Origin of the sequence: Coleofasciculus chthonoplastes PCC 7420, assembly GCF_000155555.1 — a bacterium.
Taxonomy (GTDB): Bacteria; Cyanobacteriota; Cyanobacteriia; order Cyanobacteriales; family Coleofasciculaceae; genus Coleofasciculus; species Coleofasciculus chthonoplastes_A.
This window is the reverse complement of the sequence record NZ_DS989841.1, coordinates 461192-483502: the sequence shown is the minus strand read 5'-3', so window position 1 is coordinate 483502 and position 22311 is coordinate 461192. Positions and strand designations below refer to the sequence as shown.

At 45.8% G+C, this 22311-nt stretch carries 19 protein-coding genes; 9 read left to right on the top strand and 10 right to left on the bottom strand.

The window, feature by feature from the left end:
* Window positions 1–475: 475 nt before the first annotated feature.
* From MC7420_RS02015 to MC7420_RS02000, 4 genes are all read right to left on the bottom strand, one after another.
* Entirely contained in the window at window positions 476–3988 is a 3513-nt protein-coding gene (locus MC7420_RS02015; RefSeq protein ID WP_006098122.1) for a HEAT repeat domain-containing protein, read from the bottom strand.
* Window positions 3989–4171: 183 nt separating this feature from the next.
* Window positions 4172–5065, bottom strand: a complete 894-nt coding sequence (locus MC7420_RS02010; RefSeq protein WP_006098049.1) for an ABC transporter permease — start codon at window positions 5063–5065, stop codon at window positions 4172–4174.
* Window positions 5066–5296: 231 nt separating this feature from the next.
* On the bottom strand, window positions 5297–6319 hold the full coding sequence (locus MC7420_RS02005) for a daunorubicin resistance protein DrrA family ABC transporter ATP-binding protein (protein ID WP_006097947.1): 1023 nt from the start codon (window positions 6317–6319) through the stop codon (window positions 5297–5299).
* A 315-nt stretch (window positions 6320–6634) separates the two neighbouring features.
* On the bottom strand, window positions 6635–7864 hold the full coding sequence (locus MC7420_RS02000) for an esterase-like activity of phytase family protein (protein WP_044204308.1): 1230 nt from the start codon (window positions 7862–7864) through the stop codon (window positions 6635–6637).
* 290 nt (window positions 7865–8154) lie between these two features.
* Here MC7420_RS02000 and MC7420_RS01995 point away from each other — a divergent pair, with 290 nt between their 5' ends.
* Window positions 8155–9360, top strand: a complete 1206-nt coding sequence (locus MC7420_RS01995) for a tetratricopeptide repeat protein (RefSeq protein ID WP_006098019.1) — start codon at window positions 8155–8157, stop codon at window positions 9358–9360.
* A gap of 262 nt (window positions 9361–9622) precedes the next feature.
* On the top strand, window positions 9623–10000 hold the full coding sequence (locus MC7420_RS01990; RefSeq protein WP_006098271.1) for a response regulator: 378 nt from the start codon (window positions 9623–9625) through the stop codon (window positions 9998–10000).
* 93 nt (window positions 10001–10093) lie between these two features.
* On the opposite strand, the gene tftA is transcribed toward MC7420_RS01990, so the two are convergent.
* Window positions 10094–11452 (bottom strand): hormogonium tapered terminus morphoprotein TftA, encoded by a 1359-nt coding sequence (gene tftA, locus MC7420_RS01985; protein WP_006097973.1) that lies wholly within the window; start codon window positions 11450–11452, stop codon window positions 10094–10096.
* A 216-nt stretch (window positions 11453–11668) separates the two neighbouring features.
* Between tftA and MC7420_RS01980 the strand changes: the two genes are divergently transcribed.
* Window positions 11669–12244, top strand: a complete 576-nt coding sequence (locus MC7420_RS01980) for a hypothetical protein (protein ID WP_006097931.1) — start codon at window positions 11669–11671, stop codon at window positions 12242–12244.
* A 366-nt stretch (window positions 12245–12610) separates the two neighbouring features.
* Here MC7420_RS01980 and MC7420_RS01975 read toward each other — a convergent pair whose 3' ends face one another.
* Complete coding sequence (locus MC7420_RS01975; protein WP_006098229.1) at window positions 12611–13300, bottom strand: hypothetical protein; 690 nt, start codon at window positions 13298–13300, stop codon at window positions 12611–12613.
* Between the two features lie 294 nt (window positions 13301–13594).
* On the opposite strand from MC7420_RS01975, the gene MC7420_RS41080 reads away from it, so the two are divergent.
* From MC7420_RS41080 to tsaB, 3 genes are read left to right on the top strand one after another with little or no spacing between them, the layout of a single operon-like run.
* Window positions 13595–13735, top strand: coding sequence for a hypothetical protein (locus tag MC7420_RS41080; RefSeq protein ID WP_198016348.1), 141 nt, complete (start codon window positions 13595–13597; stop codon window positions 13733–13735).
* A gap of 46 nt (window positions 13736–13781) precedes the next feature.
* Complete coding sequence (locus tag MC7420_RS01970; RefSeq protein ID WP_006098137.1) at window positions 13782–15323, top strand: serine/threonine protein kinase; 1542 nt, start codon at window positions 13782–13784, stop codon at window positions 15321–15323.
* 56 nt (window positions 15324–15379) lie between these two features.
* Window positions 15380–16048 (top strand): tRNA (adenosine(37)-N6)-threonylcarbamoyltransferase complex dimerization subunit type 1 TsaB, encoded by a 669-nt coding sequence (gene tsaB / locus MC7420_RS01965; protein ID WP_006098171.1) that lies wholly within the window; start codon window positions 15380–15382, stop codon window positions 16046–16048.
* Here the strand turns inward: tsaB and miaE are convergent.
* Window positions 16045–16656 carry a tRNA-(ms[2]io[6]A)-hydroxylase gene (gene miaE / locus MC7420_RS01960; RefSeq protein ID WP_006098079.1) on the bottom strand — a complete coding sequence of 204 codons (612 nt, stop codon included), beginning with the start codon at window positions 16654–16656 and terminating at the stop codon, window positions 16045–16047. The two genes, tsaB and miaE, sit on opposite strands and share 4 nt — an antisense overlap.
* 324 nt (window positions 16657–16980) lie before the next feature.
* Here miaE and MC7420_RS01955 point away from each other — a divergent pair, with 324 nt between their 5' ends.
* Window positions 16981–17730, top strand: coding sequence for a metallophosphoesterase family protein (locus MC7420_RS01955; RefSeq protein WP_006097957.1), 750 nt, complete (start codon window positions 16981–16983; stop codon window positions 17728–17730).
* 95 nt (window positions 17731–17825) lie between these two features.
* On the opposite strand, the gene MC7420_RS01950 is transcribed toward MC7420_RS01955, so the two are convergent.
* Window positions 17826–18677 carry a M48 family metallopeptidase gene (locus MC7420_RS01950; protein WP_006098174.1) on the bottom strand — a complete coding sequence of 284 codons (852 nt, stop codon included), beginning with the start codon at window positions 18675–18677 and terminating at the stop codon, window positions 17826–17828.
* Window positions 18678–18771: 94 nt separating this feature from the next.
* A complete protein-coding gene (locus MC7420_RS01945) occupies window positions 18772–19188 on the bottom strand; it encodes a thiol-disulfide oxidoreductase DCC family protein (RefSeq protein ID WP_044204304.1) in 417 nt (138 codons plus the stop codon).
* A gap of 371 nt (window positions 19189–19559) precedes the next feature.
* Between MC7420_RS01945 and MC7420_RS01940 the strand changes: the two genes are divergently transcribed.
* Window positions 19560–20411, top strand: coding sequence for a DUF2382 domain-containing protein (locus tag MC7420_RS01940; RefSeq protein ID WP_006098287.1), 852 nt, complete (start codon window positions 19560–19562; stop codon window positions 20409–20411).
* Window positions 20412–20606: 195 nt separating this feature from the next.
* Window positions 20607–21119 carry a DUF2382 domain-containing protein gene (locus MC7420_RS01935; RefSeq protein WP_006097886.1) on the top strand — a complete coding sequence of 171 codons (513 nt, stop codon included), beginning with the start codon at window positions 20607–20609 and terminating at the stop codon, window positions 21117–21119.
* Between the two features lie 90 nt (window positions 21120–21209).
* Here the strand turns inward: MC7420_RS01935 and MC7420_RS01930 are convergent, their stop codons facing one another.
* Window positions 21210–22073: an endonuclease/exonuclease/phosphatase family protein gene (locus tag MC7420_RS01930; protein WP_006097940.1), complete on the bottom strand. Its 864-nt coding sequence runs from the start codon at window positions 22071–22073 to the stop codon at window positions 21210–21212.
* Window positions 22074–22311: the final 238 nt, after the last annotated feature.

Below are 22311 nucleotides of genomic sequence, written 5' to 3'. Positions count from 1 at the left end.
TGAGGGGGAAAATGTCAAGGAGTAGACAGACACAGCTTTAAACCTTGTCAGTATTAGTTTGCACCTTAAGTTGATACCAATGGGCACTGCCGTGTCCCTACTATAGCGCCTCCAATTATTTTTATCTGGGATTTTTTCCCGATCGCTATCATTACCCATATCTTTCTTAACAGGTTTCGAGAGCGATCGCTCTTTTAATTTCCGGTAGGGGCGACCCCCTTGCACAAATTGACAACTGTGTCTATTTAATTTTATCGGATCGCCCTTTCTTTTATAGCAACCGCCATAGCGGTTAGGACACATCATTTATGTAGAGACGTTGCATGCAACGTCTCTACAATGGTGCCGAACGTCCTAATCGATGTGTCTACTGCTATAACAGCAAGTCTAGATACCTGAGTCGGGGCGGGTGTAGGGTGCGTTACGCTTCGCTAACGCACCTTTGCAACCCAAAAGATAGTCGTGAAACCCGCCCCTACAGACTTAACTTTAATTGTGCCAATTTTTTCTGGGCAAACTCTCTAACTTTTTCATCAGGATCATTTTCGGCTTTGTCGCGCAGCAAGGGTAGAGTCTGGGGATTATCAGGATATTGTTTTATAATGATTTCAATGGCTAATTGCCGAGGATTTCTTTGCCAGTCTTCCTCCCGCACAAAGGGATCATTGAGAGCGCGATCGCGTAACAATTCAAATAGCCATGGCTCATATTTCCAGCCTTTGGCTATTTCTTCCACCGCTGCACTTCGCACATTATCGTCATCATCATATTGGGCTTTTTGTTTGAGAATAGGTAAGGTGTCTGGGTCATATTTCCAGCCTTTGGCTATTTCTTGCACCGCTGCATATCGCACAGCCCAATGGTCATCAGATTGGGCTTTTTGTTTGAGAATAGGTAAGGTATCTGGGTCATCTTTCCAGCCTTTGGCTAATTCTTGCACCGCTACAAATCGTACATTATCGTCATCATCATATTGGGCTTTTTGTTTCAGCCAAGGTAAGGTATCTGGGTCATCTTTCCAGCCTTTGGCTATTTCTTCCACCGCTGCACGTCGCACAGCCCAATGGTCATCAGATTCGGCTTTTTGTTTGAGCATAGGTAAGGTGTCTGGGTCATCTTTCCAGCCTTTGGCTATTTCTTCCACCGCTGCACTTCGCACAGCCGAATCGTCATCAGATTGGGCTTTTTGTTTGAGCATAGGTAAGGTATCTGGGTCATCTTTCCAGCCTTTGGCTAATTCTTCCACCGCTGCACGTCGCACAAACATATCATCATCAGATTGGGCTTTTTGTTTGAGCCAAGGTAAGGTGTCTGGGTCATCTTTCCAGCCTTTGGCTAATTCTTGCACCGCTGCACTTCGCACAGCCGGATAGTCATCAGATTGGGCTTTTTGTTTGAGCATAGGTAAGGTATCTGGGTCATCTTTCCAGCCTTTGGCTAATTCTTGCACCGCTGCACTTCGCACAGCCGGATTGTCATCATATTCGGCTTTTTGTTTCAGCCAAAATAAGGTATCTGGGTCATCTTTCCAGCCTTTGGCTAATTCTTGTACCGCTGCATATCGCACATCCTCATCGCCATCAGATTGGGCTTTTTGTTTGAGCATAGGTAAGGTGTCAGGGTCATCTTTCCAGCCTTTGGCTATTTCTTGCACCGCTGCACGTCGCACAGCCGGATGGTCATCAGATTGGGCTTTTTGTTTCAGCCAAAATAAGGTATCTGGAGAATCATGCCAGGTTGTCGCAATAGCAACAACCGCTTTAGTACGAATTTCCTGAACTAACCTTACTTCCTCTTCATAAAATTCATAATGGTAAGGTAAGTCATACTGAATTAACCCCTTAATCTGGTTCAGTAATTGAGTCGCCGTTGATGCAATAACCGAACGATTCCTCACCTCAGACAGGCAATCCGCCGCTAGAAACACATTAATAAACTGTTCCTCTTCCCCCGGCTGATTCCTCAAATAATCCAGAATCTCACCAGCTAACTTTGGCTCAATCATCCCCACAATCAACCGTAACACTTCATGCCAAGACTCATCCTGCCAATGCTTGCCAAAAACCTCGCTTTTCAACTCCTCTAGAGAAATTGTTCGTTCCTTCTCAAATTGCCAAACATATTCCCAAGCACAGAAATACTCCAAAAACGTCCGATGCACAAAGGCATAATAATCCGCCCCCATGAAACATAAGATAAAATTCCGTTCCCGCAGTTGCTTAATCATCACCCTAGCCACCGCCCTGGAATTAGTGATATCTAGCGTTTTCAGATACTTGGTCAAAATTCCTTCTAACTCATCCGCCGCAATCAGATTACCCGCCAACCCTTTCTCCGCTGCTTGCATCTGATAAGCCACCTGACGCAACATCTCCTGCTTATCTTTATAATCAATCGTTTGAATCTCTAACTGCTGATGTTCTACTAACGCCCGTTCCACATCCCATTGATGCAGCAACACCCGCGACGCTTGGTTGTATAATTCGGGTCTATCTCTGGGTAATTCCTGATTGCGATTTAAAATTGCCATCATTGTCAGCAATAAGGGATTTCCAGCCAGTTCGCGAATCGCTTTTGAGGTATCAATTGCCCGTTGGAGTCGTTCCCACTTCCTCTGTTTATCCACTTGATTGGTAAACGTTAAATCATGCCAACGGGTAATAAACTCCTTAACCTGACTTTCCTCCAAATCTTGCAACATAAAATGATGAAACTCGGCATCTCGTAACCGCTGCGGTTTATAGCCAATCACGCGAGAGGTGACAATAACTCGCACATCAGGATAGTTATTAGTGAAGCGATGAATATCAGTAATTACATCCTCCCGTTTTCCCGGATCAAATACCTCATCCAAGCCATCAAACATGACTAAAGCATTTCCGGCTTTTAACTGTTCCACCAATTGATGCTGATTCAGATGACAGACAATCCCACTACTATCATGGAAGAATTCCAGGAAATTCTTACATTGTCCCACATCGCGATTCCGCATATAGGTGCGTAATTCAATCAGCAGGGGTATCGGCTGGAAATTGGCATCATTGGGTGTAGAATTTGCCCAATCTAATGCCAAATATTGCAATAAGGTAGATTTACCTGAACCCGGATCACCGAGAATCACCAGATAGCGATAGTTATCTTTATCGTTAATAATTTCATTGATGGGGCGGATTGGCTGTTGAGAATAAACCTGTTTATATTCGGTTAACTTTTCCACAGACACATCCGCGTCAAGTAGATGACTCTCTCGCAGTCGTCGTTGATGTTCCTTGGGGAGTTCATAGACTTGGGGTAATACCTGATGAACTTGTCGCACATTTTGGGGAATAAAAACTTGCCAGAGTTTCAGTTCATTATAGGCGCAGCCTGTGGTATCTAAACTGGATAAATTTAAATGACTGTAGCGTTCCCGTAAGCCTTCTTGATGTTTGGTTAAATTAAAATCGGGATTAATTTTGGCATTGTCTCGAACCTGTTGTTCAATAGATTCCAGAATCTCTAATTTTAACAGTTCCTTTAACTCTGACGAATTGCGGACAATGCTTTTAACTTCTTTGAGATAGGGTTTGGTAATCTCCTCCCAGTTAAACCCAGTTGGCATATCAGGTGAATAGCGCTGCACCCAAATTGTACTTAATTGATTGGCGTCGATGGCGCGACAATCTTTTTCAAAGGCTTTTCCTAACAGGGGTTTAACGTCATCGTCTTTGATAAACCGTTCAATTACTATTTGATAGTTGTCTCGAACTTCGGCTTCGGTTACATAGAAGAGTAATTCATATTCGATGAGTTTGAGAAATTGCTGTAAAGCTTCACCGAGGGCTTTTTTCAGGATATCGGGTTGGGCAGATTGTACCCCGGTTTTAATACAGTCTTTGAAAAAATCTTTTACATAGTCTTCTAATGCTTCTTTCCCCAGTTTCAGGAGGATGTCTTTTAAAAGTAAGTCGTTGAGGATAGAAACGCCTAGCGCTGTCCAAAGTTCCACGATGCTGCTAATTCCTCTAGAAAACGTATGTTTACCATTTAAATTAAACAGGACTTACGCAGCTACACCACAGATGGTGGCTTGCGGTGCGTTACGCTTCGCTAACGCACCCTACATATCGAGCCTTTGCGTAAGTCCTATTAAAGTGGGTGGGCAATGCCCACCCTACAAGTTTCAATGCCATTAAGCAAATCGACGCCGTAGCAATGGACTAATCAGAACTAACGCGGCGGCGGCAAAGGCAAACAAGACTAAAACAGCCCCGCCAAATGTAATTGACGCCCAAGGCGCTTCCATGACAACACTACCTAAAGACCAATCTCCATGGAGGTAGAGATAGCGAATCGGTTCAATCGCATAACTTAAGGGATTGAGACTGGCGACAAGCTGTAACCATTTTGGCATAAAGGATAGCGGCGCTAGGGCAGTGCTGGCAAATAGTAGCGGTAAGTTGGTGACAAAAATGACAGCAATTAGTTCAATATGACCCGGAAGCACAAAGGCGAGTCCTAAACTTAATGCTGTCATCCCGATTACCAGCAAGAAAACAATTAGTGCGATCGCACCCAGTCCAGCTATATTGGGAACACCCGCACCCATAACTGCACTGGCGGCGACAATCACCACGGCTTGGATAAAGCTGAGGGCGACGATATAGATAGCGGATGCGGCAACAATGGAGAAACGAGACGCCAAAGGTGCAACAAGTAAACGATTCAGAAAGCCAAATTCCCGGTCAAACATCACGGGTAAGCCAGCATTGAGCGCACCAGCGAAGGCGGTAAATACAATTACGCCAGCACTCAAGAATTGGGCATAAGATAAGCTTTCACCGAAGAGTCCTTTTGGCGCATTTTGAAATAACGCCCCAAACAGAATCAGCCACATCAACGGCTGAATCACGCCAGCGATTAATGTAGATGGGCGTCGTTTTAGTTGGATAAACAAGCGCTTAGTAAGTGCCAAGGTTTCTTGGACAAATTCACCCACACCCGCCTTATCGCTGACGGGGACTTGACTTACCACGTCGGGTTGCCAATTAATTTCCGGTTTTGATGGTGTTACAGTTCCACTCATAATTTTATTTGTTATTGGTCAAAACACTGATTTCACGGATTTATTGGAGAGATAGGGGTAAGGAGGTGAAAGCTTATTGACACTGATTACACAGACAAGGAAAGTTCTCTCATTTTCCCTATCTGACACACCGAGCGTGTGACCGAGCGAAGTCGAGGTCAGTCGAGGTGTTCCCCATCTCCCTCATCTCCCCCAGCTCCCCCAGCTTCCCCAGCTTCCCCAGCTCTCTCATCATTCCTTCATCCGTTGCTTTTTCTCAGCCTTCACATCTCGTGTTCCCGCCGCCGCGAGTTCAGCATCCATTAAGGTTTGACCGGTGGCGGCTAGGTAGACATCATCTAAACTAGGTCGAGATTGGGCAATGCCAAAGATGGGTAATCCGGCGTCTTTTAAGGATTGCTGAATGTTGGTTAATGCGTCACTTTGGGACTTAACCACTAAGTTGAGGGAATTTCCTTGCGCCGTATTAATAATCACTTCTTGGACAAAGGGTAACACCTCCAGCTTTTCCTTGGCATTTTGGGCTTCTTCCATGGGCGAGAATTCCCGGATGCGGAGGGTTATGCGATCGCCACCCACGTTATCCTTTAACTGAGAGGGTGTACCTTCGGCAATAACAACTCCTTTGTCGATAATTGCCACGCGATCGGCTAGAATATCTACTTCTTCCAAATAGTGGCTGGTAATAAATATGGTCGTGCCAGCCTTTTGCAATTGACGCAGGAAATTCCACACTACCACCCGACTCTCGATATCAAGTCCCACGGTGGGTTCATCGAGAACTAAAACATCGGGTTTGTGGAGTAAGCCGGAGGCTAAATCCAGGCGCTTGCGGATTCCGCCGGAGTAGGTTCCGGTCTTTTTATCGGCATAGTCCTGCAAGCCCAACACCTCTATCATGGTATTGACCCGCTCTTTGCCAACGTTGCTGGGTAGGTGATATAAATCCGCTTGGAGTTGCAGTAACTCGCGCCCTGTCAACACTTTGTCTAATGCCACTTCCTGGGCGACATAACCGATGCGACGGCGGACGGCTCTAGGATTCGCGATCGCAGAAATTCCCGATACCTCAATCTTACCCGCGTCGGGTTTACTTAAGGTACACAGACAGCGAATCGTTGTGGTTTTCCCCGCCCCATTTGGACCAAGTAAGCCAAAAATCTCACCCGGTTCGACGTTCAGGGAGATGTCCTTCACGGCTTCGACATCCCCGTAGTATTTTTTTAGGTTCTCGATTAAAACGGCAGCAGCCATATATCGTTCTATACCTGAGTTGGCTATACAAATGTGACATCCTCCCACACTAACCCTTGGCGGGTATAGTGTAGGCTTCCTTAGTCGCAGCCCTTCGACTTCGCTCAGGGCTACGCTTGGGGCGTTTTATACTGCAACAATTAGCTGTCTTTTCATTTTAAGGGGTTTGTTGGCAGTGGGGGGAGAATTGGAATAAATGCACATTTATTTCAAGTTGTCAACCTGCTATGGCTTTAAATTTGTAATTGAGGTTGACAAGGACAAGGGGAGAAAGGAAGAGAGCCAATTAGCTGGGTCACGCCACTACAATTTAGCTCAATTCGACTTATTCAGGTTTAAGCGAAACAAAAGAAACTGTGTAATCTGTGCTTGATTAAAATTATCATCACTGACTAATACCAAACTCTGACTCCCATCTGGCAACCGTGAACCTAAGGTCATCCCTTCCAGATTATCTAAATAAATTCCCAAAGTACTCAAATCAAGGAGCAATTTTTTCTTCACCGGATCAAGGCGAGAAATATTCCCCTTGAGACTGGCAACATTAGATGTATCGGTTGCCCCACCCAGGGTTAGTTGATAAATTTGGGCGCTGAGTCCAAACAACCCATAACTCCGTTCTAAACTAAGAAAGTGACCTTCTGTATCTAATGCCACTAATTCCGATAAGCCATAATCAATTGTCCCTTTGGGGGCGGGAGCCAGTGGATACAAATGTTCCGCTACTAGCATGGGTGGCGCAATATCGCTGATTAAATAATGCAGCAGCCGAATTCGGGGAACCTCGTCTGAATCTGGGGGTAAACTATCTTGAATTAACGCAGATTCCGTTGCTGTAAATAGGCGAAAAGGATCGCCACTCGCCGCCGCTAACGTAATTGGTTCTAAGGTTAATGCTTCAAAGCCTAGGTTTTCTTGTACGCCACGGGGAACTTGTTCCTCTTCTGTCGTATTATTCGGGAGAAAACGGTTAGGAATTCGCAAGCGTTGCAACGGTTGTCCCGTTTGGCGGTCAAATTCTTGAATAAAGGGTTCAATTCCCTGACTAGGAACCCCTTCAGTGGAAATAAATACGCCACCTTTACCGGATAGGGCGATGCCTTCGGGGTCAATGGTTCCCGCCGGATAGGGTTTGCCGTTTTCGTCTTTGAGAACGGTTACATCCTCCACGGTGACGGATTCAATCCCAATTTCTCCTGCCGAGTTGCGGTTAATCGTCAGCGCCAGGGTGTAAAATCGGGCGGGTGCGAGATTTGACCGATCATCGGATAGTGCAAGAAAACGATCGCGATCGCGATCATAGGAGAGGGCGGATAAGCCGCCAACGGGAGTATCCTCAAACCTTATCGGTTTGGGTAGTTGATACTCCGCCAAAAAGTCCAAGGATAAATCCAGAAACGTGCGCTGTTCGGCGGTTCTAGCGGTAGAAGGACTACAGCTCGTCGTCAACAGAGTCAATAGCGCGATCGCCACGACGAAGAGTCGAGATAATAGGGGGCGAAATCTATTGATTTTTAATGGATTTTGTGTTATGGGCTGACTCATAAAAAATGTCAAACGTCTTAGGGTAAGGGGTTCCTGTAGAAACTCTAAGTTGATTTTAAGCGTCAATGGTGATTACGTTGGCAGATAAGATAATAATTAATCAGACTTAAGCTCTGAACTAAAGTTCTCGAAGAGAAGCCACTTTGCGTCTATGGGCTAAAAGCTCACGTCCCGTTCAAACGGGTTAAAAGTCTTTAATGTAGTAAGCTTTAGCTTACTTTAGCTTTCAGCCGGAAATTTATTTCCTGGCTCTCCTTAAAACAGTGTTGCATCTTATACAGTTTAAAGTAATGAGAAAAGTTCAACTACTCTTTTGCATAGCGGCGCTCTGGTTAGGGTTAAGTAGTCCAACATTAGCCCAACCCGCTGAAACAAATCCACCCAATCCCCTAGAACTGGATACCACTGGTGATCCCCTGCTTCCCAATCCCCCCGTAGAACGCTCTTTAAGCCCCTTAGAACGCCGCCGACTGAGGGAAGATCTCAATCAACTGAATAATCAAGCCGCCGCCGAATTGAGGGCGGGAAATCTAGAAGAGGCGTTTGATATCTGGTATCGAGAAATTCGGTTACGGCGAGTTCTGGGTGGACGATTAGAAGAAGTCAAAACCCTAGGGCGCGTCGGTGAAATTGCCTGGAGTCGGAATGCGAAATCTCAAGTCCAGTTAATTACTAAACGCTTAGAAACAATTCAGCAAAACGCTGAGGAAGAAGGAGAGTTAGAGCCAGAACTTTTAGGTGCATTAGGTCAAGCTTATCAACAGGTACGAGTTCCCAGAAATGCCCTAGCTATCTATGAGCAAATTTTAGCCGATGCCCGTCAACAAGGTGATCTGGAAACTCAAGCCGAAACCTTAGAAACGATCGCCCAACTCCACTTAGCTTGGTTTGATTATCCCCAAGCCGCCGCCATTTATGAAGAATTACTAGCGATAGCTCAAGCAAAGCGCGATCGCGTGGCGGAGATTAACTATCTACAAGAATTGCTCAACATTTATAAACAATCCCAGGAACCCGAAAATGCCCTGCGGATCAAGGAACGGTTAGTGGACAGTTATCTCAACCAAGACAATTATACTCAAATCCCCGCCCTAAAAATTGGGATAGGTGCCGACTACGAAGCCCTGAATCAACCTGAGAAAGCCTCTCAAAGCTACCAAGAAGCTTATGCACTCGCTTGGTCATCACAACAATTTGCTTATGCCAGTGATGCACTCGAAAAATTAGCCCAACTCTATTTATCTTACGACCAACCCGACTATGCACTCCAGGTGTACGAAACGTTGATTATTGTGGAACAACAGTCCTACAATTATTATGGGTTGATGCAGGCTTACGATCAAATGGGTCAGATTTATCTCGCCCAAAATAAGTATTCCCAAGCCTTAGACGCTTTTCAAAAAGGTCTAGAATTAGCGCGATCATTGCAGTATCGAGAAACCCATTTTGCCCGTCAAATTGAGAAAATTAATCAGGAGGAAACAAGTAATCAGTAAATTTTAGGGGCGGGTTTAGCAAATCTGTAGGGGCGGGTTTAGGGACTAAATTTCGCTATTCACCAATAAATGACCAACAAAACCCGCCCTTATTACCGATAAATGACCAACAAAACCCGCCCTCCCCACCGATAAATGACCAACAAAACCCGCCCTCCCCACCGATAAATGAACAACAAAACCCGCCCTCTTTCAAAAGTAAGCTGATGTACATTTAAATTGATTATTCCCTGTTTTCTGTTTCCCATTTTCAGTTCCCTTTATGTCTACCAAATGTATCCTAGTCATTGATGATGAACCCAATCTTTGCTTAGTGATCCAAGCTTGCCTGGAAACGATTGGCAACTGGCAAGTAATCACGGCTGAATCCGGCAAGAAAGGACTACAGTTAGCCCAAACTGAACAACCTGATGCGATTCTCTTGGATGTGATGATGCCGGATATGGATGGGTTAACCCTATTGAAAGAGTTACGAAAGTCTCCCAGCACCAAAAAAATTCCCGTGATTTTACTCACGGCAAAAGTGTTTAACAACGACATCACTCAATTTGATCAGTTAGATATTGCTGGAGTTATTGCTAAACCCTTTAACCCAATAACGCTAACTAAGGAGGTAACTAAAGTTTTGGACTGGTCATAATGTAAGTATGTGGACACAACAAAAGTTAACGGTAGAGATCGTCATTTGTCATTTGTCTTATGTCATTCATAAAGGCTTGAGGACTACTCACCCTTAGAAAAAGCCAGCTGATTCATAGAGACGCCGGAGAACAGCCATAATGCGATCGCCATAATTCAAATCAGCCGACCAACGTCCGCTCAACTGCTGGATGAGGGGTGCAATCCCACGAGTGACAAAGCGAAACCGGGGACTAACCACTTCTTGTACCAAAGGTTCTAAACTGGCGTAGGCTTTTAATTGTTGAATATGAGCGCGAACGCCTAATCGGGCGCTGGGGAATGTCGCCCCCTCTGGATCACCCCCGACTGATCCTAAGCCACCAAAATTATTTTGACTGGGTTTCAAGTCGCCACCAAAACGGAGGAAATTCGTTTCCACCATGGCTTGAGAAAAGGCGATATCATAATTTACCCCTTCAATGGCGGCTTCTTCCCGGTAAAGCTTGGGTAAATCGGGAAACTGAGCCAAGGCGTCTTCATTATTGGCTTTGAGGAACATCATTAACTGCACTTCTGACGTATTCCCATGTGCCATAATTCGGTCAATTTGACCCGGACAAATTTGTAAAATAGAGCGCAAAATCACCGTCCGTGTCGCCGCATCCCAACCCACTGAAATATTATAATCTCGCAATTCAATCGCTTTCACATAAACCACTCCCCGATACTGGAGGCGACGAATACCAGGAATCGTGGTTAAATCCACACCCAAGCGATCGGCTAAGTCAATCGGAATATAGGCATTGTTATTGACAATAATGCCTTGCTCTCCATAGGTTTGATTATTAATCTTGATATTAATCGAAGGATAGGTAACATCCGTTCCATTTCCTCCCGGTTCCGTTCCCGAAACCGCCCGACTCCACGCCGCTAGTCCATCCGCAATCCCTAACGCCATCTCGCGGCGGCGATTTTGAATAATAAAGCGATCCTCTGGATTGGTGAGATAGCCAACCTCCATCAGCAGCGAAGGAAGAATCGTATCGCGGGTAAACGCCAGAAAACCCATCCCTGTCGCCGTATCCGTCTTCGCGCCTCGGTTGGGTAATTGGGGAAGACGCCGCAGGAGTGCGAGGAGGATCAGTTCTGCATGATTTTTGCGTTCAGTGTTATTGGCAATGTAGTAAACCGCCGTTCCTCGAACACTGGGATTCGGGGAAGAACCCGCATGAATTTCCAGCGCCACATCGCCGGGACGATAACGAGCATTAATCCATTGGATCGATTCGGCTGAACTCAAGTCATCGGGGACAGAGAGAACCTCAAAGCCACGCGATCGCAACTCCGGGACAATCTGATCCCGCAGCAGAATCATCTGTTGAGCTTCCGTTGTACCGCCTGCGATCGCCCCTAGATCGCGTCCCCCTTGTTCAATTCCTCCGTGTCCGGCAGAAATAAAGATTCGTCCCATTAGTTATTTATTTCCTCAGCACTGCTCATTCACACTCACTGCCATTAATCCAGAATAAGGATTTCGGAGTCTTTCGGCTAGTGCTTAACCGTATCAGTTTTTGCTCGCCTCCATCCAGAGAAAGAAATGGTGTAGAAACCGAGCCTACCCTCTCTGAGAGCCAGAGATAGTGCTACCATCAATAATTAAATGTGGTTTTCATCTAGGCGATCGGCTATGGCTAAACGCAAAAAGCACAATCTCCAATGGATCAAGGAAACCCTAGAGCTACAAGAAGACCACAACTGGACATCTAAGCCAGGACATCGGATCTTCGTAGCAGGGCGAGGAGCATTGCGCTTTGATGTTCCCGAAGATTGGCATTTTGAACCGGATACCAAGTCGTTTCGGTTTCTGGACAACAAGCCACCCAACGATGATTGTCGCTTAGAAGCGTCCTATAATCTACTCCCCCCAGGCGACTGGGCTGAATTTCCCTTAGTTTCTTTATTAAAGCGAGTCGTTCGAGATGATGAGCGGAATATAACTGAGAAGGGGGAAATCATAGAACTAAAGCGCCAAACCGCCCGCATCGTTTGGACTCAATTCAAATTTATTGACCCTAACGAAAACCGCGACGCCTATTCCCGCATCTGTATTGGGTTAGGTTCTGGCGTTCAATGTTTGATTACTTATGACTACTGGGTAGATGATGCAGAGCGTTTGAACCCCGTATGGGACACGGTGATGGACTCCTTAGTGCTGGGGTTATTTATCCGCGATCCCAGAACCGGATTCGCCTTCCCGGATTAGATCCTTCTTTGAGATCCCAAAGGTAGCGTGCTAAGCCTCTACATTCCTCACAAAGAAAGGGCGGGAGGATGAAATCCGACGCGGCGAATTGATTCGCCGTGCTATATTGAGGACAGCTCGCGGCTGCAAAGTCGGAGTTGCTTTTTTAAAGCCAATTTGCGTTTAATTAAAGGTACGCCGGGACTCGGCGAAACCCAAGCAACAAGCGCTTGAAACGCTAGGACACTGAATTAACAACAACAGAAAAAGGGGGTAATAAGCTTTTAAATAAATATAAGCTAGTTATTAACTGGGGGCGTAAACTGAAAAATAAAGGTAATGCTCTTATCACAGTTTAAATGCATAACAGCTTAAACGAAGAACGACTTATGATTTATGACGTTTTCTATCACCTCGCCCCCGTTCAATTTCATCTCTAAGTTCCTTAAGTTCTTTCAGATTCAACTTCTTGGTATAACAATTATGGTTATCCCCCAAAACCATCTTGCTATAACTCTGTAAACTCTCAATCCAGGGAAACTCAGTCATGCGGAAACGCCACGACACTCCCGGAAGCGGCGGTAAGTTCAACGCCTCTCGCACCACCAAACGACCAATGGTAAATGCACTGGTATTAGGGTCCCAGGTATCACCTTGTAGGTCGAGATCCCAGGTTCCAATCAAATGAAAAACCTTGCGCGAACTCTTCAATTTAATAATCCACTGCACGCTAAACCGATGAGTCCGAAAAATCTGGTCTTCCTGGGCTAACGATAGCTCCAAGATGGACGTATCCCTATCAGAAAATGAATTGGCATCCAGAGCTAATCGAATCGCCGCCAAGTTGTCAAGGGTAATCAACAGATTATGACGGGGATTGTGTTGATTCAATAGATACCAGGTTCCGACAGCACCGGGCGCGTCTCGTTCGACGGACAAAAGCACGATGGATTCATCAGCCGAATAGGTGCGCTCAAGAACCAGAAACGTTGGTTGGAACGTTTCTGGTTTCTGAAAGATGCGGCGAATCCACCGAGTCAGCCATCGAAACCATTGTCGTAAACTCTGTTGCTTCACTGATGTCGCGTTCTCAGGGGGGATATGTTAAAACTTCTCATTGACAATGGCTTGATCCGAAGTGCTTGATCTGAAGTGCTAGTTCCATGATGGAGATAGGGACAGGATTTACGCACAGTCTTCTATATGTAGGGTTTGCTGCATAAAGCCGAAACCATTAACTATCAAGGCTTTGAGTGGCATTGATAGTTGCTCTTGTTCAAGGAAAAAAGGTCAAACCCTTTCATCTCCTTGCACCACTATCAGGGAAAATGTACCATTGCTCCCCCTGCTTCCCTTGCTCCCAGACGCGCCATGGCACGTCTCTACATTGCTCCCCCTGCTCCCCCTGCTCCCCCTGCTCCCCCTGCTCCCTCTGCTCCCCCTGCTCCCCCATCTCCCCTATCTTCCGCATTCCCTGACACCTCATCCCTAAATCCAGAAATTCTGAGTTAAAGTGAATTCTGAACTGACAATTTTTTCTCAACCCTAAGGTCAGTGTATGAACTCGTTAGTTGGTAAAACCCTACAGGGTGGCAAATACACTCTAGAGCAAGAATTAGGACGAGGGGGCTTTGGCATCACCTATAAAGCCACCCATCACTATTTAGGGCAGGTGGTGGTGATTAAAACCCTAGACGAGTCTATGCATCGTAACCCGGACTGCTCTCGGTTTCAGCGCCTATTCCAGGATGAAGCACGACGGCTCGCCTTGTGTACCCATCCCAATATTGTCCGAGTCAGTGACTTCTTTGTGGAAGCAGGGTGGCCCTACATGGTAATGGACTATGTAGATGGTCAGACCTTACAAGAGATTTTACTTCCCGGCAAACCTCTCAGTGAAGCCACCGCCATTCATTACATCTGCCAAATTGGGGACGCCTTAACCGTAGTCCATCAAAAAGGTTTACTCCACCGAGATATTAAACCTGCCAACATCATCCGACGCGAAGGCACACACAAAGTTGTCCTCATCGACTTTGGCATTGCCCGGGAATTTAGCCTGAATACAACTCAAACCCACACTAACATGCTGTCTGAGGGCTATGCCCCCTTAGAACAGTATTTAATCAAAGAAAAACGCACCCCAGCCTCCGATGTTTACGGTTTAGCCGCCACTCTCTATACCCTGTTAACTGCCCAAATCCCCACACCCGCCGTTATCCGGGAGCGCCAACCTATGCCTGCTCCCCGTGATCTCCAACCCCAACTCAGTGCTGCCGTAAATCAAGCGGTCATGCGCGGGATGGCAATTGAGGCGCGTCATCGACCCCCATCGGTAGCCGAATGGCTCTCCCTGTTGCCGGATGTACCCTTTGAATCCAGCCCGGAATTCGTCTCCCATCCTGTATCGACCACCAATGGCGCCACAATTGCTTTAACACCGCCACAGGAAGCCAGTTCCCGTCAGCGAGAGTCCCAACCTACTCAATATACGCCTTGGCATCGACGCTTAGGTGTTTCTCCCGTTTTACTAGGAATGAGCGCTGTTATTGCTACAGGTTTAGTCGGATTGGGAACGATTTGGTATCAGTCTCAAAATCTGTCAACCCCACCAGCGGCTGAACCCTCATCCCCAGAGGAACCCCTAAATCCTGATACCGAACTTAATGATAGTGAGGAAACGACTGAACCAAACCAGGACAACAATTCCCCTTCCTCAGAGCAGGAACAGAAACCCTCTCGCCGCTCTTTTCCGGGATTCCCTAAAAAATCAAGAGATTCAGTTGAACCTTCTCCCTCACCCACTGCTGAAGACCCTTCATCCGCTCCTGGAGAATCACCCTCCTCTGAGAAAAAATCGCCAACTTCAACCCCTAAACCTTCACCTAATTCATCCCCAGCATCCCCAAATCAATCTCAACCGCCAGAACCACCAGCCCCCTCTCAAAAGGTTCCCCAATCGGCTGAGTCTTCTGATTCGGTCAGCGAACCCCCGTCTGAATCTGTTGGCGAACCCCTAGAAAACATGAAAAAAGCACCTGCTCCCCCAGAAGCTCCCCTACCGAAAAAACCCGAAACCACTGAAGAGGATGAGGAATGACAAATAACCTAGTTTGCTTCTTTTCGGGAGTGAGTATGACATAAGACATAAGACAAATGACAAATGACAACCAATACGGTTTAGCCCTACATACCACCAGCCCCCAACTCGGATTAGCTATCAGTAATTTTCAGAGTGATCATCGTGCGGTTACCTGGGATTTGGGACGAGATTTATCAACTCACTTACATCAGCACTTGAGTGAGTTTTTACTCCCAAACGCTTGGTCAGATGTGGCATTTATTGCCGTCGCCAAAGGTCCCGGCAGTTTTACAGGCACTCGTATTGGTGTGGTAACAGCCCGAACGTTGGCACAGCAACTGGATATTCCGTTATTTGCCATTTCCACTCTGGCAGCCGTGGCTTGGTCGGCAACGCTTCAAGGAAAAGAGCCTCAAGAAACCTCACACAAAAGAGCGATCGCGCTACAAATGCCTGCTCGACGGGGGCAGTTGTATACCGCAATCTATCAACTCTCCTCAGAGGGTTCTAGCTTGACACCGCTTGTACCTGATGGGGTGATGACACCTGATATCTGGCAACAGATCCTAGACAATCAAAACCTCCCCTATCAACTGATTGAGGTATCCGTTGATTTAGGAACTTGTGTCACCAGTGTATTAGACTTAGCTTATGTGGATTGGCAGCAAGGAAAACGCCCTCACTGGTCCGAGGCGTTACCGTTTTACGGACAGCATCCGGTGACTGGAACAAAAAGCGATTAACTGTGAATTCGAGGTTCTGGGTAAAGCGTGCTAAGTAACTGACTTTCGATTGCAGCTAGTTCTGCTAACCTCTGGCTGACAACCTCCCGCTCAAAATAGGTGTCCGCTAGCACCCAGTACACCCCGTAATGTCGGGCTTCGGATGTCATCAAACCTTGATAAAACTCAGCTAACTCCGGGTCAGGACAATGAGTTGCCAGTAATCCCAGCCGTTCGTGAGAGCGAGCCTCAATGAGAGCAGCCACCAGTAAAGAATCTAATAACCGATCCGGTTCATAACGACGAATCTGGGCTTTCAGTTTAGCACCATAAGGCGATGGAGAGAGGGAAGCTAGGGGAATACCCCGTCGTTCCAGCCATTGATTGACTTGTTCAAAGTGATCCAGTTCCTCACGCGCGATCGCGGTAAGCTGACGAACCAGTTGCGTACTCGATGGATAGCGAAAGATTAAATTCAGGGCTACACCTGCCGCTTTGCGTTCGCATTGGGAATGGTCGAGTAGAATGAGATCAAGGTGAGCTAGGGCTTGTTCTACCCAAGCCCAGCTCGTGGGTTGTTGGAGGGCGTGAATTACCCAGGGAGAATCTAACACAGGTTTTGGTGACATCGAACTGTCTAGTGAATCACAATAGGGGGAAGATGAGTAGGATAGAGACTGGGATTCGAGGAAACTGGTATTTATCAATGGCGTGCTGGATGCTAAGCGGAAAAGGTGTGAAATTCAATGAATTTCCTCTGAAACCCGGAAGATAGATGTTAGCACTTGTTTTAACTAATAGATAATAGAGTATCCTGACCCTGAGAATCTTGCCTACCCCTGGTGAACATACCTCGGCGCACAATAATCCAGCTTTTAATAAAAAAACTGGTGCAAGTAAACGTTTATGGGTGCTACTTATTATTTGACGACACGGATTTGGATCAATAAACAATGACTCACCGCCGGATTGTTATCGGTGACGTGCATGGGCACTACGATACCCTAATGACTTTATTAGACGCGATCGCTCCTAGTAAAGACGATCAAGTCCATTTTTTGGGAGACTTAATTGATAGGGGTCCCCAAAGCTCTCAAGTTGTTGAATTTGTCAAGCAAAGCCCTTATCCTTGCTTGCTAGGCAATCATGAGCAAATGCTCTTAGAAATCCTGGGTCAGGGAGAAATCTATGGTCCAGCCCTGCAAGCATGGCTCTATAGTGGTGGTCACAGTACCATCAATAGTTATGGTGAGAGTGGTGTCCGCCAAGACCATATCGAGTGGATGCGTACCTTACCCACCCATATCGATTTGGGAGATACATGGTTAGTCCATGCTGGAGTTCATCCCCGTTTACCCTTAGAAAAGCAAACGACAGAACAATTCTGTTGGATTAGAGACGAATTTCATAGCATTCAAGAGCCTTATTTTACCGATAAGTTAATTATCATTGGTCATACGATTACCTTTACCTTGCCAGGAGTACAACCGGGACGAATTGCCCAAGGGCGAGGATGGTTGGATATTGACACGGGCGCGTATCACCCGAAAAGTGGTTGGCTCACAGGATTAGACCTGACAAACTCACGGGTTTATCAAGCCAATGTTTTTAAACAACGGGTTCGCCAAATGCCACTTGAGGAGGCGGTGACAAGGGTAGAACCTTCACAACTCTTACCACGTCGTTCTGTACTCCGTTCCTAGTGCAGTATGGGGAAGCAATGTAGAGACGTAGCATGCTACGTCTGGAAGTTGGGAACCCAAAGAACGAGGGATGGATGTTGCTACCAGAGATCATCCTATTGCAGGGGGCGAATTTTGGCTTTATAGGCACTTTCATCCAAACCATCACCGACAGTAGCTTCAGCCGGATCAATCGCCTGCTTCAAGGCATTAATGCGATCGTGAACGCCGGGATGAGTGCTGAGGAAAGAGGGGACGGAACCGCTTTTCTTCTGGAGTTTCTCCATGAAATTTACCATGGCTGACGGTGCGTAGCCTGCTTTTTTGAGGATGTCTAACCCAACTTGATCCGCCTCAAATTCATCTTCACGACTATTGGGTAACCGCAGCGCCAAGTCCACGCCAATATTAACTAAGGTATTGCGATCTAGACCTGCGGCAACGGCTACTCCCCTGGCGATCGCTGTCTGGCGCATTTGTTCAATCATGTGTTCCTCTTCGATATGCCCGATTTCATGGGCAATCACACTCGCCAGTTGAGCCTCATTGTCCGCCGCTTCAATCAAACCTGTGTTGAGATAAATAAAACCCCCCGTAGTCGCGAAGGCATTAATGCTGTCATCCTTAACTACCTGAAACGTATAGGGAATATTAGAGCGTTGAGTCTCTTTTGCCAATCGCTGACCAATCTGATCAATGTAGCGGTTGACACTGGAATTGCGATAGAGTTGGATCTGGTTTCTCACCAACTGCTGATTGATCTGCTGCCCGATCTCGACTTCCTGGCGCTCAGAAATATTGGAAAGTTGGATAATCTGGACGCCTCGGAAAATCAGATCCAGCCAGGGAATTGCTTGACTCACCTGAGGTGTACCCACGATCAGGCTAAACGCCAAAATCGCTGACACCAACGGATATAATAAACGACGACGGTGACGATGAGACCAGATGGAGAAAGGATTAACCATGGTACATAAAATTAAAATAGCTACAGTTCAGGTACTCAAACAATAGACGCTACTTATAGGGTATAAGTTGCCATTGGCTCTCAAGAAACACTTATTACGTCTGGCAATTTTGGTTATCCTGACATCCCAGAGGATAAGCTGAATTGTAGGTACTCGATCCCTTGCCAAACCAACTATACCGATGATCACGAACCTGTTGATATGTGCGATCGCCTAGCCATTTCATTCCAGGCATTGCCCGATATGCTGAGACGAACACCTCGCCCATGGGCAACAGACGCCCAATTTCCTCAGCCGCCTCACTCCCTTGCCACCGACGTTCCGGGGATGCCCCATCGATGAGAATCATGCCCATTTCGCAGTCTTGGGGGGTAATACCAAAGGTTTCACAGGTGGCTTCATTCTGCATGGGAATGTAATCAAACTGCTGTCCTTGATCCAGATTTTCCAGAAGCTGCACTAACGTGACACAAAGATTGCAGTTGCCGTCGTAAATAACGTGATATTGCATCAAAGGGGTTAATCGCACTCCTTATGAGTTATCTTTATTTACTATACCTAATTTAATCTATTCCTATAGGAGGATAAAAAAGATAATTCATCATGTTAAATTGCTGGACATTTATATATTGTATTTGATTAAATCCTGTAACCTAAGGGGATATTCTTAAATTTAAGAAATTTGCGTAGAAGAAAGTTCGGTCAATCAGCACAAATATTCTAAATCTAAAGAAATCACAGTATCAGTGTAAAAAAATCACCAACCTAGTTTTGTTTATGTCTTTTGATGGATTCACAAAAAGCTTTTTTTCTGTAATATAAAAGTATATTGCGAGAGTTGAACTCTCAAACATAAAGACAAAGAAACACGGAGACTATTCTATGAATCTCATAAAAATAGACAAGTTTTACCCTAACTATAAAGAACAGATTTTCGGTGGCGATGACATTAAAGGATATGATGTCTACTCAGATCGTGAAGAGAAAATCGGTGAAGTTCATGATGCTCTTCTGGATGAAAATGGTCGTTTCCGGTATCTAGTCATTGACACAGGCTTCTGGATCTTTGGTAAAAAGGTGTTGTTACCTGTAGGTTATGCCCGGATGGACTATGATCGTCATCGGGTTTATGTGATTGGTATGACCAAAGCGCAAGCCGAAAGCTTACCGGAATATCATGACAACATGAGTATTGACTACGACTACGAAGAACGAGTCCGGAACGTCTACCGACCAATGGCTGCTAATCGCTCGGCAGGAGCAACATCGGCTCAGGCGAAAACCTCTGATCGCGACACCTACAGCTATGATCATGAGCCTGAACTCTACACCACTACTGAGCAGGATCATAAAAATCTCAAGCTGTATGAAGAGAAACTAATTGCCAACAAAGACCGTTACAAGAGCGGTGAAGTTACCCTGGGTAAGCATGTGGAATCTGAAACAGCTCAGGTATCAGTTCCTGTAGAAAAAGAACGGGTCGTAATTGAGCGAAACAGTCCCTCAGAAGCCCGCGAAGTTCAACCAGGTACTGCTGATTTCCACGACGGTGAAGTTGCTCGTGTGGAAGTTTATGAAGAAGCAGCAAATATCGAGAAGAAAGCCTTTGTTCGGGAAGAAGTGGGTGTCAAGAAAGAAGTTAAGCGTGACACCGTAGATGCCAAAGAAAAGGTTCGCCGCGAAGAATTAGAAGTCAATGTAGATGGCAATCCTGTAGTCAAGGGTCGTCGGTAGAATTCTGAAAGCCATTGAATTTCACCGATTTAAATGAATTGGTGGATAAGCTGTTCGGCATTTAAACCTTAATGTCAATAATTGCGAAAGCCTTGTAGTGCGAGCATCTTGCTCGCTACCCATTCCCAATTTAAATGCATGACAGCTTACGGGGGTGGGCAATGCCCACCCTACTAGGCTGGCAAGATTAAAGTTGTGGGTAAAATTTTTGCTGTTAATTCGGAAAAAGCTATGGATGCTGAAGAGATAGTGAATAGTGATCTAGAACAGTCTGATCAGACATCAGAGATAGTCGAAGAAGACATGATTCGCTTGCTAGAAGAAAAGTTAGTCGTTAACCGCAGTAAGCAGAAAGTCGGTGAAGTTGTCGTTCGCAAAGAAATTGAAACTCGTGTGGTAGAAGTTCCTGTACGGCGGGAAAAATTAATTGTTGAACAAGTTGGTGAAGAACCGAAACAATTGGCAGAAATTGATTTAGGGAAGGGGCAAGTTACAGGTGTTCCTGATAGTGTAGAGACGAGTCTACCGACAACGAATACTGTCAACGGTGAATTTGTTTCACCTAAAGCAGCCAGCGATCTTTTAGCCGCGATCGCGCTGCAAGATAATCACGGCTGTGTTAACGTGCGTGTAGAGCTAGTGGTGGACAATCCAGAGCTTCAGGAAACGTACCAACAGATGTTTGATCGCTGTCGTGGGAGTAAATAGAAAGCAGGGGAAGCTGGGAGAGAGGAGGAAGATGGGGAAGATAAGGGAGCATAAGACATAAGACATCTTTGCCTTTGACTTTTATTGTACCTACCTACTTATTAGATGACCCACTAAACCAAAATGGTCAGATGGGAAAACATTAGGACTATTCCGGGAAATAGGTTTTAATCCCAGGCGTTCAATGGATTCTGGCTGCCAACTTTGGGAAGCAGAACGGAGTAAGATGCGGTCAAAGCGGACTTTTTTATGTTTCTGTTTTTGCTGTAACCTCATTAAGTTAATATCCGTATCTTCAGTATAGCCCGGTTCATCACCTCTCAGAACTGCCCACATATCTTGATAGCGAGGGTCAAGATTACGGTTCTCGCTTTTCCAAGATGAGCAAAAATTAAAGTCACCCATGAGTACAGCATGATCGGCGTGTTCCAAGAGGGGAAAGATATCAGCAAGTTGTATGGTGCGGATGGATGCAAATTTCTTCTTGCTTTCTAAATGAACCGTAGCAATATTAAAATTTTGCCCATTAAGCTGCAATTCAGCACAGAGGAATTTGCGGCTCATTTGACTGATCAGGTCACAGAAAAATAACCGATCTATAGGAAGCTTTGACAGCAAGAGAACGCCATAAGGATTTACTGTTACTCCTGTGGTGTCGGAACTATAGTAATTCTTTCTAACCCAGTCTTGCTCTAAAATTAGTTTAAGAGAGGTTGGCGTAACCTCTTGCAACGCGATCGCGTCAGCATCACAGTCTTGAATAAGCTTCAGTATAGCTTCGTGGCGTTGTTGACGATGATAGTCGGAAAACCAGATATTATAGGTGACCAGTGTTAGTTCACTGATATTTGTGTCACTGACAACATCGGTTGATTGAGTCCAAGCTTGTTTTTCGGGATTAAACCTCTTCGGGTTGAGTTCTTGTAGGTCTGGAGGAATCGGAGGCTTGGTCATAAACTGTTTTCGAGTTAATTACTATTAAGTTTAAGAGTAAGGATTTCCTTTCGTCAATAAACAGGGATTGCTGCTGATAACCGCAAAAAAAGCCACCCTATTTGCCGGATAAATGATCAACCCGGATCACTTTTTTCCAGATTTCTGCTAGTCTTGGTGTCTTCGGTTACAATGGTCGCGGTAAATCTGTAGGAAAATAGGTGTTCAAAACACGACCAGGCAAAACTCTGTCTGTGGA

Coding starts and splice junctions, on each gene's coding strand:
- MC7420_RS02010 (WP_006098049.1), bottom strand. CDS start 5,065: ATGAGTGGAACTGTAACACCATCAAAACCGGAAATTAATTGGCAACCC.
- MC7420_RS02005 (WP_006097947.1), bottom strand. CDS start 6,319: ATGGCTGCTGCCGTTTTAATCGAGAACCTAAAAAAATACTACGGGGAT.
- MC7420_RS02000 (WP_044204308.1), bottom strand. CDS start 7,864: ATGAGTCAGCCCATAACACAAAATCCATTAAAAATCAATAGATTTCGC.
- MC7420_RS01995 (WP_006098019.1), top strand. CDS start 8,155: ATGAGAAAAGTTCAACTACTCTTTTGCATAGCGGCGCTCTGGTTAGGG.
- MC7420_RS01990 (WP_006098271.1), top strand. CDS start 9,623: ATGTCTACCAAATGTATCCTAGTCATTGATGATGAACCCAATCTTTGC.
- tftA (WP_006097973.1), bottom strand. CDS start 11,452: ATGGGACGAATCTTTATTTCTGCCGGACACGGAGGAATTGAACAAGGG.
- MC7420_RS01980 (WP_006097931.1), top strand. CDS start 11,669: ATGGCTAAACGCAAAAAGCACAATCTCCAATGGATCAAGGAAACCCTA.
- MC7420_RS41080 (WP_198016348.1), top strand. CDS start 13,595: ATGGCACGTCTCTACATTGCTCCCCCTGCTCCCCCTGCTCCCCCTGCT.
- MC7420_RS01970 (WP_006098137.1), top strand. CDS start 13,782: ATGAACTCGTTAGTTGGTAAAACCCTACAGGGTGGCAAATACACTCTA.
- tsaB (WP_006098171.1), top strand. CDS start 15,380: ATGACAAATGACAACCAATACGGTTTAGCCCTACATACCACCAGCCCC.
- miaE (WP_006098079.1), bottom strand. CDS start 16,656: ATGTCACCAAAACCTGTGTTAGATTCTCCCTGGGTAATTCACGCCCTC.
- MC7420_RS01955 (WP_006097957.1), top strand. CDS start 16,981: ATGACTCACCGCCGGATTGTTATCGGTGACGTGCATGGGCACTACGAT.
- MC7420_RS01950 (WP_006098174.1), bottom strand. CDS start 18,677: ATGGTTAATCCTTTCTCCATCTGGTCTCATCGTCACCGTCGTCGTTTA.
- MC7420_RS01945 (WP_044204304.1), bottom strand. CDS start 19,188: ATGCAATATCACGTTATTTACGACGGCAACTGCAATCTTTGTGTCACG.
- MC7420_RS01940 (WP_006098287.1), top strand. CDS start 19,560: ATGAATCTCATAAAAATAGACAAGTTTTACCCTAACTATAAAGAACAG.
- MC7420_RS01930 (WP_006097940.1), bottom strand. CDS start 22,073: ATGACCAAGCCTCCGATTCCTCCAGACCTACAAGAACTCAACCCGAAG.